This is a genomic window from Chelativorans sp. M5D2P16 (assembly GCF_034427935.1).
Taxonomy (GTDB): Bacteria; Pseudomonadota; Alphaproteobacteria; order Rhizobiales; family Rhizobiaceae; genus Chelativorans.
Window position 1 is genome coordinate 1 of the sequence record NZ_JAXQNM010000008.1, and the last position, 14,295, is coordinate 14,295.

Below are 14,295 nucleotides of genomic sequence, written 5' to 3' on the forward strand. Positions count from 1 at the left end.
GGGGCCGTCTACTGACCGTCCGGTTCTGGCCAAAAACTGAGCAAGCCGCCGTTCGGCTGACGACCCCGTTGCAGACGTTCGCGCTTCGCCGCCCGAATGACGGCTTCGAAAGCTTTATAGCGGTCGCACAGGCGCCACGCAAACGACAGTCAACCTGCTTCTATGGTTTACAGTTGGCGGTGGCAGCAGTTCATCGTGGACCCCATAATAAGATAGCGCTAAAGAGCATCTGACCCGCACCAAACAGGAGCCTAGCCATGCTGATCTGGAGTCTTAAACGTGGGCTACGCTCCGGCACGATAGAGACGTGGATTGCAAGCCTTGTCGCTCTCATGGCTGTCACTTCGAGCGCGGCGGCCAAGATTGATGGCTTAGATTGTCACTTCACAAAAGTCTGCGTTGGAGAGACTTGTGAGGCTCTCGATAACGCGCCAATGCGCCTTCGTTTGATTGGCTTGGGTGACGACTCGGACCCCATAGCGGTCACCCTTGCCGACGCCCGTCTCCTTCGGGGGGCCTCCTATTGACGAAGGTGAGGACGTGTCGACTTTGTTCGGTGATTATGAACCGGGGTCGTACTCTACCGTTCAGGAAATGGGAACATGGATCAACTATGATGATAATCCCCGTCGTGAGATTATCATCACCTTTAGTGAGGCAGTTCATCTCGCTGTCACTCCGGGCGATGTAGACAATGCAGTACTGACAAAAGAAGGACGAGGGCTAATGGCCTTTCTTGGTACGTCCAGAACCATAGGCACGTGCGAGGGGGTGAACCTCGGCCGATGACGCCCTATTACGCGGGTGTAGCTATCGGATCTGCAACTGTCCGCTTGACCGCCATTCCCGATCGATCATGAGAACGTCCGCAATCCACCCCACATTGCCGTTTATGGCCAATTCAGGTTCGGGGCCGGTAGCGGTCTGTCCGATTCTGGCTGAATTTCGGGGAAAGCAGCCACTCTGCTTCTGACCCACTCGGTCGTAGCAGACTGAAAGGCACGTCCCTTAGCCGGACCAATGTGAGCAGCGCTTCCGATACTTGTACCTGCGGGGAGCGGGAGGGGAAACGGCGTCACAGTCGCAGAAGCAGCTATTGGAACACCGTCCTCAACTTATCGCGGCGACATGGGCAGCTGTCCTAGGTGCTGTTTCTTGAACCAGTTTGGCTATTTACTCGCGCATTCGCTTGCGCCCTGCAGCATCGACAACAGCGATGCTCTCGGCACAGCCGTAGCGATGCAACCCCTCGCTGATAGCGCTAGTTGTGGCATCATGATACTTTCTTGCTTGGAGTGCCGGCCACCGCAGCGATGTTTGACATTTCATCAAGGAGGCTTGCCGATGCCACCCAGTTACATCTCGTCGTGCGCCCTTCCGATACTTCTCGCCGCCACGATCCCGCTCCCCGCTCTCGCCGATACCTCCGCAGGGACGAAGTTTGGCGAACTTCGCCTTCAGTTCCTTTACGACGGGAAGGAAGTGCCCGGCAGCCTCATCGTGTCGGACGGCAAATTCCGCAAGGAATGGCGTAACGCGCCCCGCATAACGGCGCAGGTACCCACGCGCGCGACCTATATCATCGACTTGAAGCCACCCGGGGACACGGCGCCACAGCGCGTGACCTTCCGCGACGTGGTTCCGGAATTCGACGTGCCGGCCGGCGGCGTGCGCGACGTGATCGTCCATGTTCCGAAGCCTGGTGGACCGGATGCCTTTGATCCATTCATCTTCGTCGAGGATCGGCAGGCGAAGGCCACGATCGTGAGCCGGCTCGAAGTGAGCGGCGAAAACCGCGAGCGCGTGCGGATCATTTCCAACGTGCGCCAGGCTCCGGGCACCCGGGTCCTGATCGATGGGATTTACATGAAAGACGCCGATCGCCCCGAGGACGCGAGGGACTACACTTGCGGTGCGAACTGCCCCCACATGTTCAACGAGATCGATTGTTCAGTACATTGCTACACGTGCACGAGCACAGCAGTCTACGACGGCTACTGGAAGGGCAACTACAACATGTGCGAGGGGTTGACGTCTGAGCCTCCGCCAGGGTCCGATTTCGACGTCCTGCCCGAAGGGATCGGCGGCGTGCATCTCGCCGCGGCGACCCGGAACGACGGTATCGTGTTTCCGCTGCGCTCCAGCCTTCGCTCCGGTGAGACGGCGCAGGATCTCACCCCGCCGTTAAACGTTCGCAGCTTCCCGGATTTCACGGCGCCCGCGGGATATCATCTCTATTCCGTTACCCTGCCCGGCGGGGACGGCGGCGCTCCAGAGACCCTGAACCTCCCAGTTAACGTTGCGGACGGGCGAATCACGCAGCTCTATATTAAGCTTCCAGCCGCCGCCCCCGAGGCCGTGGTGCCTATGCTGATTGGAGACGACCGGCTCGGAATCCCGGAGCGGTCGCTTCGACACGAAGCAACAGGCAAGCGGGTGACGATCTACGTTAAGACTGACGATCCCGATCCCGGCCACGCCTGGGTCCTTGTGCCCGTGCCTGAAAGAAGCAAGGTGCGTGTGACAGATCCCTTTACGGGCAAGGCGTTGAGCGAGCATCGAGATTACGCCGTCACCCCTCTCGGTGTCGTTGTTCTCACAGCCGGATCCATGGCTGCGGTCACCGTCGCATTCTGACGCATCAATACTCGATAGCCAACTAGGTGCCGATTTCACGCCGTCCCGGCTATGAAAGCCCACACGAAAGTGGCGCTTGGTTGGTCGGCGAAGCAGCGCCCGCCAATGGTGCATCTCCGACCTCTAGCCAGCAGCATGATCCCGACGATGTCCGCTTCCGGCTGGAGGTGAGTTGCGCTTTATCGTCCGACTTGGGGCGCAGAGCTGCCGCTCAGCCACTTCCGGACGGACTCCGGACGTCTGCACGCGCGGTTTCGTTACCCGTGATGCGGCTCGCGTAGGATACGCTTGCTTTTCAGATTTCCCTCGACGACTACCACGCGAGGGTGGGAGTGCCTTCGCAGCGGTGATGCGGTCGCTGTTAAAACTTGGAGAGTTGCATCGCTAGGCACGAAAACGGCACAGCCTGCAGCGAAGTAACTGATTTTCGGGAGATCTCTCAACCCTTAGCAGGGGAGCGCCTTCGACCACTCGGCCACCTCTCCAAGACGGGCTGATAAAGAAAAGCGGCGGCACAATTAACACGCCATCTGCACCATCCGAAACAAGACGGGCGAATCGCGGACCGCGGTTCGGCGAGCGGCGCACCGGTGAACACCGCTCGGCTCCAGCCCGGCCTGAATCGACAGATGGGATGCCGGGCGATTCCCCGCAAGCCGGTGCATGATTCGCCCGGCCAGAGCGGCCGGCCGGGCCGAAGAGTGTGCGATCTCCGGCCGTATTTGCTTCAAAACCATACGGTATTGTTAACGGTTGGCTAACGCGGCGGCCGCAATCGTGGCTTTTGTGCAACAGGTCTGGTCGATAGCGCGGAACCGGCGGCTTTGGCGCGCCGAACGCGGTTGATCCCCATCGAACGGTGAGTAATGTCGGCTGCGGAGAAGGGGCGCTGCTGGCGCAACTTTTTCAACCAGTGGGGATGGGGCAGGGAACGCTGTCCTTCAGCAATTATACCCAGACCCGTTTTTTAGAACTTTGACTGGAGGTCAGAAAATGAAAATCAAGAGCCTTCTTATTGGCTCCGCGGCTGCCACGGTCGCCGCGACCGGCGCCGCCCAGGCGGCCGACGCCATCTTCGTTCCGGAGCCGGAGCCGATGGAGTATGTGCGCGTCTGTGACGTCTACGGCGCGGGCTTCTTCTACATCCCCGGCACCGAGACCTGCCTGCGCATCAGCGGCATGGTTCGTTACCAGATCGGCTTCTCCGACGGCGATCTCGGCGACAACGACGGCTGGCGCAAGTATGCGCGTGCCGAGGTGAACTTCGACGCGCGTTCGGAGACCGAGTACGGCACCCTCGGCGCCTACATCCGCTTCCGTGGCCAGTCCAGCCCCGGCGCCGGCGATCCTCGTTTCACCGCCGATGGTGACTCTCTCTTCGGCCTGAATGAAGGCGGTGCCTACTCCCGTAGCATGAACAGCTTCGCACGCCTCCAGCACGCCATCATCTCGCTGGGCGGCCTGTCGATGGGTGTGAAGGACTCGATCTGGGATACCGGCCTTTCCGGCGAGCAGGATGTCGGCTTCTTCCCGTATGACCGCGTCCACTTCATGCAGTACGACTTCGCGGGCGCCAATGGCTTCAACGCCTCGATCGTGCTCGAGGAGGCTGACGACGATTACGACTACACGCCGAACGTTGTCGGTAAGGTCGGCGTCACCCAGGGCTGGGGCAGCTTCGACCTGTACGGTGCCTATGACGCCACGGCCGAAGAGTTTGCCGTCAAGGGTATCCTGCAGGCCAACCTGACCGAGCGTCTGTTCGCCGGCCTGATGGGTCAGTACGAGAGCGGCATCAGCTACTACTCGGTCAACCCGTTCGACGGCATCGCCAGCACCGGTCTGCCGTTCCACCTCGGTGCCGAGTGGTCCGCCGCGGCCGAGATCGGCTACCACTTCACGCCGAAGCTGTCCGCTTCGCTCGGTGGCAGCTACTACAGCGAACTCGGCCATGGTATCGCCGCCACCGATGTCGACGCCTACAACATCGGCACGACGATCGACTACGAGATCGTTCAGGACTTCAACGCGAAGCTGTCGGTCAACTACGCCTCGTTCGACACGCCGACTGGCGACTTCGACCAGTGGCACGGCTTCCTGCGCTTCCAGCGCAACTTCTAATCTCGGTTAGAAGAGAGCTATCGGAACCCCGGCGGGCCTTGCCCGCCGGGTTTTCTTTTGAGTGAGGGACGGTTGGGTCGGTCCGGATGGCCGACAGCCATCCGCCTGTTTCCAGATGGGTTTCGGGCGGAAACACCATCTATCGCCCCGGAATTGTTTAAGCGGAACGCGCTCACATTCTCTCGCGATGCGCTTCATCTTTCCATCTTTGCCGAGTGCGTGACGGCAGTCGATACCAAGGCCTTCACCTTTGACCGTCGGTGCCGCGCCGGCGTTCAGGCATGGGTCCTCGGGTCAAGCCCGAGGATGACGACGGCAGGGGCGTTTGCGTCAGTCGCCAATGTCGGGGATTTGCGGAGACCTCTCCACTTCGTCATCCTCGGGCTTGACCCGAGGACCCATGCCGGAACTGTGCCATGGGCAAAACGGTCGGATCCAAGCAACCTCGGCACGATGCCGCTTGTCCGCAAAAAATGCTACCGTACGCCCCGACGCTCCGCCCGGGCGATGAAACCGGCGATGCGCCGGGGCAGGTCCGCGGTTTCCAGAAGCGGTGCGTGCCCCTGGCCGTCGACCTCGATCGCTTCCAGCGCGGGGTGCCGGCGCGCCATCTCCGCGAACGTCTCGCGCGACAGGAGCCCGGAATTGGCGCCGCGGATCGCCAGGAGGGGAATGCGCGCAAGCCCTACGAATTGCGGCCAGGCGGTCGCCATCGGGCGGCTGAAGTCGATCTTCTGCAGCGTCTTGACGAGCCGGCGGTCATAGTCAGGAACCGGCCTGCCGTTCTCGATGCGGTAAAGCGTGTGCGTGTGCCGCTCCCAGTCGGCATCCGTGAGTGCGGGAAAGGCCTGCCCATGGACGGATTTTTGCAACCGCACCGCCTCTTCGAAGCTCTCCGGGCGGGGCGCGTTTACGAGATAGCTGCGGATATGCGCGAGTCCCGCGCCCTCGATAACCGGACCGATATCGTTGAGCACCGCGGCCCTGAGTGCGGCTGGCCGCGACGCGGCGAGCGCCATGATGATCAGCCCGCCTCGCGAGGTGCCGATGAAGGCGGCGTGCGCAATGCCGAGCACGGTGAGCCCGGCGGCGATATCCTCCGCCTCGACCGTGACCGTGTAGTTGCGCCAGTCCGGATCGCGCTCCGACCGGCCCCGCCCGCGGTAATCGAAGGCCACCACCTTGCGCGGCCGTTTGGCATCCTGCGAGAGCGCGAGCGCTAGCTCGTGGAACTCCCGTGCGTTGCGCGAAAGGCCCGGCAGGCACACGACGGGCAGGGTATCCTCGTTCAGATCCCGGCCGTAAATGCGCGCGTGCAGCCTCAGCCCGTTGCCGGAGGTATAGAAGAAGTCCCTGAAGTCGTCCCCCACCGTTTCTCCCTCAGCGCCCGCGCGTCAGATCCTTCTCGATCTCCATATTGCCGGTGAGCCGCATTTTATAGAATTGATAGTTCTCCATCACCCGCTGGACATAATGGCGGGTCTCGGTGAAGGGAATGCGCTCGATCCAGTCCACAACCTCTTCGATCGGACGGTCGCGCGGATCGCCATAGCGCGCGACCCACTGTCGCGCGCGGCTCGGGCCGGCATTGTAGCCGATGAATGTGAGGATGTAGGAGCCGTCGAACCGGGCGAGTTGCTCGCCGAGATAGGCCGCGCCGAGCGTTGCGTTGTAGGCGGCGTCCGAGGTCAGCCGCGGGGCGGAGTAGGGCAGGCCGCTCTTCTTCGCCATCTCGCGGGCCGTTGCCGGCATGAGCTGCAGAAGGCCCCGCGCGCCGGCGCCGGAGACGGCACCGACGTTGAACTCGCTCTCCTGCCGGGCGATCGCGTAGGCAAGCGCCTTGCCGGCCGCCGAGATGGTGGCGGTGGCGGGAATCGCGCCCACCGGATGTGCCAGCGTTCCGATCTCCAGCCCGCGTGCGGCGGCGATCTTGCCGACGCGCAGGGCCATGTAGTGGTTGCCGCGGCGTTCCGCCATCGCCGCCAGGAGGGTGAGCTCGCCCGTGCTAGGAAGGGCCTCCGCCAGATCGCGATAAAGGATGTGGGCGCGCCATTCGTGGCCGGCCTGCTCCAGACGCCTGATCGCCTGCACCGCCTCGCGCGAGGCGAAGCGGGCGCGTTCCCTGAAGGAGGGCTCGGACTGGTCGGTGGCGATGGTCCTGCTGCCGAGCTTCGCCGCCGCAAGCTGGCCGTAGAAGGCCGTTCCGTGGGCCGCGGCGCGCTCATAATGGTCCCCCGCCTCGCCTGGCCCGCCCGCTTCCGCCGCCCGGCCGAGCCAGTAAAAGGCCCTGGCGCGCGAGATCGGCCCCTCGGCCACCTCGGCGATGTCGGCAAAATGCGCGGCCGCCCGCGCGGGATCGTCGAGACCGCGCAGGGCGTACCAGCCGGCGTGGAAGGCCGCGTCCGCCCGGCTGACCGGGCTTCCGCCGGCATGGCTTGCGGCAATGCGATAGGCGGTTTCGGGCTCGCCCACGTCCAGAAGCTCGCGCGACAGCACGCGGCGCTCGAACCACCACTCGTCCGGGTCGATCAGCGTTTCCGGATCCTCCGGCGCTGAAAGCATCGCCTCGGCGGCTTCCTGAAACTTGCCGCTACGCCGGAGAAAGCGCGCCTTTGCGAAGAGATAGCCCGCGCTGCGCTGGTCTTCCGGCACGGCATCGAGCAGCTTGCCGGCGTCGGACTCATTGCGGATCACGGCCGCCCAGGCCTTGGTGAGCGCCGCGCCGCCGGCAAGGCCGGCCACGCGCTCGGCCGAGCGCACCCGGTCCTCATAGAGCATGCGCTCCATGCGGTGGCGATGCACGGAGGCAGGCAGCAGGTGTCCGAATTCCTTCAGGAACGTCGACTCGTTCCTCGCTTCCAGCTTCTCCGTACGCCAGAACGGGGAGAGGAGATCGCGCGCGGCCTCCACCTCGCCACGCGCGACATGCGCCCGGGCAAGCGCCACCGTGCCCTCGAAGGTGGTGGGATCGGCCTCGCTGAAGGCAGCCAGTACGTCGCCCGGCGGTGGTTTTTCCCGATAGAGCGCGCGTTCGCTGTTGGCGCGCAGCCGTGCCATTCCGGGCCAGCCGGCAAGCATGTGTGTCGTCTTGGCGATTTCCGCACTGCCGACGGCAGCGCTGCCCGACAGCGCGATTGCCCAGGCCATGATGTGGCGGTCGAGCGAGCCGTCCTCGAGCGCATCGCGTGCCCGCAGCGCGGCGTCGATGTCGCCGTTCGAAACCGCATCCAGCCCTGATTTGAGAAGCGCCAGGCTGCCCGCCTCCCTCAGAACGCCGGCCGAAAAGGGGAAGGTGGCGGCCATGGCCGCCTTGTCCAAGGGCGCAAAGGGGCGTGGCTCAGGGACGGGCGCCTCGCCGGGCAGGCTGATCGTCTCCGCTCCCGCCCCGGGAGCGAACGTCGCCATGGCCAAGGTCGCCACCGCTGTCACTGTCTTCAAGAAACCGGTCATTCCCCAGCCATTATCGGATTGCGCAAACGCCTTCTTCCCCTCTTATTGAAAGGGAAGCGTCGCCGTCCGCTTGTACCAATACGCATCCGCCAAGCGGTTCTTGCGGCACCAGCATGGCAACACTATGGTGCCGCGCCTTATCTTCGGGTAGAAGCACCCGCTGGCGGTCGCCGCAAGGCGTCCAAAAAAGGAAAGCCGAGGAGTTCAATCATGTTCAGGGGTTCCATCACCGCGCTCGTAACGCCGTTCGCACCGGATGGAGGACTGGACAAAAAGGCTTTCCGCGCGTTTGTCGAATGGCAGATCGAGGAAGGCACCGCCGGTTTCGTGCCGGTCGGCACCACCGGCGAGTCGCCGACGCTCACCCACGAGGAGCATCGCGAGGTGGTCCGGCTCTGCGTCGAGGCGGCCGATGGCCGCGTGCCCGTCATCGCCGGCGCCGGGTCGAACTCGACGCGCGAGGCGATCGGCTTCGTCGAGCATGCCGAGAAGGTCGGGGCGAACGCCGTCCTCGTCGTCACCCCCTATTACAACAAGCCCAACCAGCGCGGGCTCTACGCGCATTTCGCCGCCGTGGCGCGCGCCACGAGCCTGCCCATCATCATCTACAACATCCCGCCACGCTCGGTCATCGACATGCTGCCGGAGACCATGGGCCGGCTTGCCGCCGACTTCTCCAACATCGTCGGCGTCAAGGACGCCACGGCCAGGGTCGATCGAGTCTCGGAGCAGCGGGCGGCCTGCGGGCCGGACTTCATCCAGCTTTCCGGCGAGGACGCCTCTGCATTGGGCTTCAACGCCCATGGCGGGGTAGGCTGCATTTCGGTCACGGCGAACGTGGCGCCGCGGCTCTGCGCCGAGTTTCAGGCTGCCTCGCTCAACGGCGACCGCGAGCGCGCCATCGTCCTTCAGGACCGCCTGATGCCGCTGCACAAGGCACTCTTCATCGAGCCAAACCCCGCCGGCGCCAAATACGCGCTTTCACGCCTCGGCCGTATGGAGAACACGTTGCGCACCCCGCTGGTGACGGTGGAGGCGGCGACCGCCGAGCACATCGACGCGGCGATGCAGCACGCCGGCCTGTTGAACTGACGGCCGGTCGGACGCATCTCTATTCGCATGGCAAAGGAAAAGAATCCGAACATCAGGACCATCGCCGACAACCGCAAGGCACGGTTTGCTTACGAGGTGATGGACAGTCTCGAGGCCGGCCTTGTGCTTACCGGGACGGAGGTGAAGTCGCTGCGCGAGGGCCACGCCAACATCCAGGAGTCCTACGCCTCGGTGGAGCACGGCGAGATCTGGCTGATCAACGCGCACATCCCCGAGTATTCGGCCGGCAACCGCTTCAACCACGAGCCGCGCCGCCGCCGCAAGCTCCTCTTGTCCAAGAGGGAGATGGCCCGGCTGGCGCAGGCGGTCGAGCGCGAGGGCATGACCATGGTGCCGCTCAAGCTCTACTTCAACGACCGCGGCATCGCCAAGCTGCAACTCGCCACCGCACGCGGCAAGAAGCTGCACGACAAGCGCGAGACGATGAAGCGGCGCGACTGGGATCGCGAGAAGGCCCGGCTGCTGAAGGAGAAGGGGTAGAGCAATTCCAGGAAAGTGGAAGCCGGTCTTCCGTCCGGAATTGCGTGGAATCAAAGGGTTAGAGCAGTTCGCCGTTTCGATGAAACGGCGAACTGCTCTAGAAAGAGGAGAGTAGGGACCTACTCACCTAAGAAATCCCTTGCCGCCCGGAATACTTCTACGAACATCGCCTCGGTCAGCACGCCCGTGTTCGTGTTGTAGCGCGAGCAATGATAGCTCGAGAAGACGCGGATGCTGTCGGCGTCCTGTGCCGCGCCGTGGGCGAAAGGCACATCCTTCAGCTTCTGCCCCAGGGCTCGGACGGTGGAATCGTGGGCGATGCGGCCGAGGGTGACGACGGCGCGCAGATTGGAAAAACGCGCGAGCGTCGGCACCAGGAAGGTTTCGCGGCAGGTCCTGATCTCCTGACCGACCGGCTTGTTTTCCGGCGGCACGCAGCGCACGGCGTTGGTGACGGCCGCGTCCACCAGTTCCAGTCCGTCGTCGGGACGCGCATCGAAGGTGCCCCGCGCGAAGCCGAAGCGGATCAGCGTCTCGTAGAGCAGCGTTCCGGCGAAATCCCCGGTGAAGGGTCTGCCGGTCCTGTTTGCGCCACGCAGGCCGGGAGCCAGTCCGACAACGAGCAGTCGGACGGCCTCCTCGCCGCTGGCGGGGATGAACGTCGGCACCGGGCCGTTGAACCAGTCCGGTTCGCGCGCCCGCCAATCGGCGATGAAGCCGTTCAGACGAGGACAGTGGGCGCAGTCTTTCGGGGGTTCGGCGGTCAGGCTCATTCCGGCTCGGCTGGATTGAATTCAGCCGGGTCGGTGCGGCGCACCGGGCGCTCCGAGGGATCACGTCCGACTTCTTCCTGAAGCGAGGCGAGGTCGATGAACGTATCGGCCTGGCGGCGCAGCTCGTCCGAGATCATGGGCGGCTGCGACTGGATCGTCGAGACGATGCTCACCTTGCGCCCCTTGCGCTGCAGCGCTTCGACCAGCGTACGGAAATCGCCGTCGCCGGAAAACAACACGTAGTGATCGACCACGTCTGTGAGTTCCAGGGCATCGATGGCCAGTTCGATGTCCATATTGCCCTTGATCTTTCGGCGGCCGGCCGAATCGGTGAACTCCTTGGCCGGCTTGGTCACCACCTTGTAGCCGTTGTAATCCAGCCAGTCGATGAGCGGGCGGATGGAGGAGTATTCTTGGTCCTCCACCAGCGCGGTGTAGTAGTAGGCGCGCAGCAGATAGGCGCGCTTATGGAAGCTCGCCAACAGCTTGCGGTAGTCGATGTCGAAACCGAGGGCGCGTGAGGTAGCGTAAAGATTTGCGCCATCGATAAACATGGCGATCTTTTCGCGAGGGTCGAACATGGTACAAATATCCTTCGTGGCAATCAGCCGGGCGGAAAATGTCAGTGGTGAAGACGCTCAGCTTTGCCGAAACGTGCCTTGAATCGTGACATAGTGCGCTATTGTTTTTATGCCAATGCTTATTAAGTTCTAACCAACAAAAACGTTCCGTTGTGCCGCGTCAAGCATCCGTGCACGCCGCGAGGGTCGAGGGGCAGGCCACGTGTCGCGCGCGGCCTTGTCTTTCGCGGCCGGAAAAGCTATGGACGCGGCAGGTTTCCCGCACGATTTATGCATGAAAGGGGCAAGCAATGGCCCGTGTCACCGTTGAAGACTGCATCGACAAGGTCGAAAACCGCTTCGATCTCGTGCTTCTCGCCAGTCATCGCGCCCGCCAGATCTCCCAGGGCGAGCAGATCACCATCGACCGCGACAACGACAAGAATCCGGTCGTGGCGCTGCGCGAGATCGCCGATGAAACTTTGTCTCCGGGCGATTTGAAGGAAGCGCTCATCCACTCGCTGCAGAAGCATGTGGAGGTGGACGAGCCCGAGGCGGATGTGCCGGCGATCCCCGAGCAGCCCGCCGCCCAGGAGGCCGTCGACGTCCAGCCACCGGAGGAGGAGGCCACATCCTTCGACCGCATGAGCGAGGAAGAACTGCTTGCCGGCATCGAGGGACTCGTTCCGCCGGAGAAGAGCGACGATTTCTGATCGGCTGAAGCTGCGCTCTTCCGTCGCGGCACGCTCCCGCTTATCTTTTCGCTGCACTGTCCGAAACGCGCCGCTTGGGGTGGCGCGTTCATGCGCGTAGGGAGAAGCCGCACATGATGCGTCAGTACGAGCTTGTGGAGCGCGTCCAGCGCTACAAGCCGGACGTCAATGAAGCGCTTCTCAACAAGGCCTATGTCTATGCCATGCAGAAGCATGGCCATCAGAAGCGGGCCTCCGGCGACCCGTATTTCTCCCATCCGCTCGAAGTCGCCGCCATCCTCACCGAACTGCATCTCGATGAGTCGACCATCGCGGTGGCTCTCCTGCACGACACCATCGAGGACACCACAGCAACTCGCGCCGAGATTGACGAGCTTTTCGGCCCGGACATCGGTAACCTGGTGGAAGGCCTCACAAAGCTGAAAAGGCTCGATCTGGTTTCCACCAAGGCCGCCCAGGCGGAGAACCTGCGCAAGCTCCTGCTCGCCATTTCCCAGGATGTCCGGGTTCTTCTCGTCAAATTGGCCGACCGCCTGCACAACATGCGCACGCTCGACCACGTACCCGTGCACAAGCGGCTGAGGATCGCCGAGGAGACGATGGAGATCTACGCGCCGCTGGCTGGCCGCATGGGCATGCAGGACATGCGCGAGGAGTTGGAGGAACTCGCCTTCCGCTACATCAATCCGGAGGCCTTCCACACCGTCACCGAGCGGCTTGCCGAGCTTCTGGAGCGCAACCGCGGCGTCATTGTCGAAATCGAACAGGCGCTCCAGCACCTGTTCGAGAAGAACGCCATCAGCGCGACAGTCAAGAGCCGCCAGAAGAAGCCCTGGTCCGTCTTCCGCAAGATGGAGACGAAGGCGCTGTCCTTCGAACAGCTTTCAGACATTTTCGGCTTCCGGGTGATCGTCGGCACGGTGGAGGACTGCTATCGCGCGCTGGGCGCGATCCATTCCGCCTGGTCGATGGTGCCCGGGCGCTTCAAGGACTACATCTCGACTCCGAAGCAGAACGACTACCGTTCGATCCACACCACCATCGTCGGCCCGTCGCGGCAGCGCGTGGAATTGCAGATCCGCACGCAGGAAATGGACAGCATCGCCGAATACGGCGTGGCCGCGCACTCGCTTTACAAGGATTTCGGCTCCAAGCCCAACGGATCGGGCAATCGGATCTCCAAGGACACCAACGCCTATGCCTGGCTGAGGCGCACCATCGAGGCGCTGTCGGAGGGCGACAATCCCGAGGATTTTCTGGAAAACACCAAGCTGGAGCTTTTCCAGGACCAGGTTTTCTGCTTCACGCCGAAGGGCCGGCTGATCGCGCTGCCGCGTGGCGCAACGCCGATCGATTTCGCCTATGCCGTCCATACCGAGGTGGGGGACACCTGCGTGGGCGCCAAGGTCAACGGCCGCATCATGCCCCTGATGACCGAGCTCAAGAACGGCGACGAGGTGGAGATCATCCGCTCCAAGGCGCAGGTGCCGCCCGCCGCCTGGGAGTCGGTCGTCGTGACCGGCAAGGCGCGCTCGGCAATCAGGCGGGCGACCAAGAACGCCATCCGCAAGCAGTACTCCGGACTTGGGAGCCGTATCCTCGAACGGGCCTTCGAGCGCGCCGGCAAGACCTATTCCAAGGACGCGCTGAAGCCGGTGCTCCATCGGCTGGCGCGCAAGGACGTGGAGGACGTTCTGGCGGCCGTCGGGCGCGGTGAGCTGTCCTCTCAGGATGTCGTGCATGCCGTCTTCCCCGACTACAAGGACGAACGCGTGACCCAGAGCCCCAAGCCGCGTGAGGAGGGCTGGTTCAATCTGCGCAACGCGGCCGGCATGCTGTTCCAGATTCCCGGGCGCTCGGCGCGCCGCAACCGCAAGAACAAGGGCGCGCAGGGCGATGGCGAGGCGAACGGCGCGCTGCCCATCCGCGGTGTATCCGGCGACCTGCCGGTGCGTTTTGCCCCGGAGGGCGCCGTGCCCGGCGACCGCATCGTCGGCATCTTGCAGCCCGGATCCGGCATCACGATCTATCCCATCCAGTCGCCGGCGCTCACCGCCTTCGATGATCAGCCCGAGCGCTGGATAGACGTTCGCTGGGATATAGACGAGAACATGAAGGAGCGCTTTCCCGCGCGCCTGTCCATCACGGCCATCAACGAGCCTGGCTCGCTGGCCGAAATCGCCCAGCTCATCGCCTCCAACGACGCCAATATCCACACGCTGTCGATGGCACGCACGGCACCCGATTTCACCGAGATGATCTTCGATCTCGAGGTGTGGGACCTGAAGCATCTCGGCCGTCTGATCTCACAGCTCAAGGAGACGGGCTGTGTGAGCGACGCGCACCGCGTCAATGGGTAGGCAACTCCGGCAAGGGTGGCGCCGGTTTTCCGTCCGGAATTGCGCAAGTTCGACGCATTGGATTATTTCACCGCCTTCGTGAAGCGCT

General features: G+C 63.3%; 11 protein-coding genes. 7 read left to right on the forward strand and 4 right to left on the reverse strand.

The window, feature by feature from the left end; genetic code table 11:
* From SIN08_RS02960 to SIN08_RS02970, 3 genes are all read left to right on the forward strand, one after another.
* A partial coding sequence (locus SIN08_RS02960; protein ID WP_322450015.1) for a hypothetical protein occupies positions 1-233 on the forward strand: 233 nt, incomplete at its 5' end.
* A 1,111-nt stretch (positions 234-1,344) separates the two neighbouring features.
* Entirely contained in the window at positions 1,345-2,637 is a 1,293-nt protein-coding gene (locus SIN08_RS02965) for a hypothetical protein (RefSeq protein ID WP_322450023.1), read from the forward strand.
* Positions 2,638-3,630: 993 nt separating this feature from the next.
* Positions 3,631-4,758 carry a porin gene (locus tag SIN08_RS02970; protein WP_322450024.1) on the forward strand — a complete coding sequence of 376 codons (1,128 nt, stop codon included), beginning with the start codon at positions 3,631-3,633 and terminating at the stop codon, positions 4,756-4,758.
* A 476-nt stretch (positions 4,759-5,234) separates the two neighbouring features.
* On the opposite strand, the gene SIN08_RS02975 is transcribed toward SIN08_RS02970, so the two are convergent.
* Positions 5,235-6,128 carry an alpha/beta hydrolase gene (locus SIN08_RS02975; RefSeq protein ID WP_322450025.1) on the reverse strand — a complete coding sequence of 298 codons (894 nt, stop codon included), beginning with the start codon at positions 6,126-6,128 and terminating at the stop codon, positions 5,235-5,237.
* Between the two features lie 10 nt (positions 6,129-6,138).
* Entirely contained in the window at positions 6,139-8,208 is a 2,070-nt protein-coding gene (locus SIN08_RS02980) for a lytic transglycosylase domain-containing protein (RefSeq protein WP_416208007.1), read from the reverse strand.
* A gap of 210 nt (positions 8,209-8,418) precedes the next feature.
* Here SIN08_RS02980 and dapA point away from each other — a divergent pair, with 210 nt between their 5' ends.
* On the forward strand, positions 8,419-9,300 hold the full coding sequence (gene dapA / locus SIN08_RS02985; RefSeq protein ID WP_322450027.1) for a 4-hydroxy-tetrahydrodipicolinate synthase: 882 nt from the start codon (positions 8,419-8,421) through the stop codon (positions 9,298-9,300).
* Between the two features lie 27 nt (positions 9,301-9,327).
* Complete coding sequence (smpB, locus tag SIN08_RS02990) at positions 9,328-9,801, forward strand: SsrA-binding protein SmpB (protein WP_322450028.1); 474 nt, start codon at positions 9,328-9,330, stop codon at positions 9,799-9,801.
* Between the two features lie 119 nt (positions 9,802-9,920).
* On the opposite strand, the gene SIN08_RS02995 is transcribed toward smpB, so the two are convergent.
* The gene (locus tag SIN08_RS02995; RefSeq protein ID WP_322450029.1) at positions 9,921-10,574 is read right to left on the reverse strand and encodes a uracil-DNA glycosylase; all 654 of its coding nucleotides are present in this window, start codon (positions 10,572-10,574) and stop codon (positions 9,921-9,923) included.
* The gene (locus SIN08_RS03000; RefSeq protein WP_322450030.1) at positions 10,571-11,155 is read right to left on the reverse strand and encodes an NYN domain-containing protein; all 585 of its coding nucleotides are present in this window, start codon (positions 11,153-11,155) and stop codon (positions 10,571-10,573) included. The genes SIN08_RS02995 and SIN08_RS03000 overlap by 4 nt, the downstream gene beginning before the upstream one ends.
* Positions 11,156-11,445: 290 nt before the next feature.
* On the opposite strand from SIN08_RS03000, the gene rpoZ reads away from it, so the two are divergent.
* Both rpoZ and SIN08_RS03010 read left to right on the forward strand, forming a co-directional pair.
* Entirely contained in the window at positions 11,446-11,847 is a 402-nt protein-coding gene (gene rpoZ / locus SIN08_RS03005) for a DNA-directed RNA polymerase subunit omega (RefSeq protein ID WP_322450031.1), read from the forward strand.
* Between the two features lie 113 nt (positions 11,848-11,960).
* Positions 11,961-14,207, forward strand: a complete 2,247-nt coding sequence (locus SIN08_RS03010; protein ID WP_322450032.1) for a bifunctional (p)ppGpp synthetase/guanosine-3',5'-bis(diphosphate) 3'-pyrophosphohydrolase — start codon at positions 11,961-11,963, stop codon at positions 14,205-14,207.
* Positions 14,208-14,295 lie beyond the last annotated feature (88 nt).

Bases quoted from the DNA above. Each gene is read 5' to 3' on its own strand.
- smpB (WP_322450028.1), top strand. From the start codon at position 9,328: ATGGCAAAGGAAAAGAATCCGAACATCAGGACCATCGCCGACAACCGC.
- SIN08_RS02980 (WP_416208007.1), bottom strand. From the start codon at position 8,208: ATGACCGGTTTCTTGAAGACAGTGACAGCGGTGGCGACCTTGGCCATG.
- rpoZ (WP_322450031.1), top strand. From the start codon at position 11,446: ATGGCCCGTGTCACCGTTGAAGACTGCATCGACAAGGTCGAAAACCGC.
- dapA (WP_322450027.1), top strand. From the start codon at position 8,419: ATGTTCAGGGGTTCCATCACCGCGCTCGTAACGCCGTTCGCACCGGAT.
- SIN08_RS02965 (WP_322450023.1), top strand. From the start codon at position 1,345: ATGCCACCCAGTTACATCTCGTCGTGCGCCCTTCCGATACTTCTCGCC.
- SIN08_RS03000 (WP_322450030.1), bottom strand. From the start codon at position 11,155: ATGTTCGACCCTCGCGAAAAGATCGCCATGTTTATCGATGGCGCAAAT.
- SIN08_RS02995 (WP_322450029.1), bottom strand. From the start codon at position 10,574: ATGAGCCTGACCGCCGAACCCCCGAAAGACTGCGCCCACTGTCCTCGT.
- SIN08_RS02970 (WP_322450024.1), top strand. From the start codon at position 3,631: ATGAAAATCAAGAGCCTTCTTATTGGCTCCGCGGCTGCCACGGTCGCC.
- SIN08_RS03010 (WP_322450032.1), top strand. From the start codon at position 11,961: ATGATGCGTCAGTACGAGCTTGTGGAGCGCGTCCAGCGCTACAAGCCG.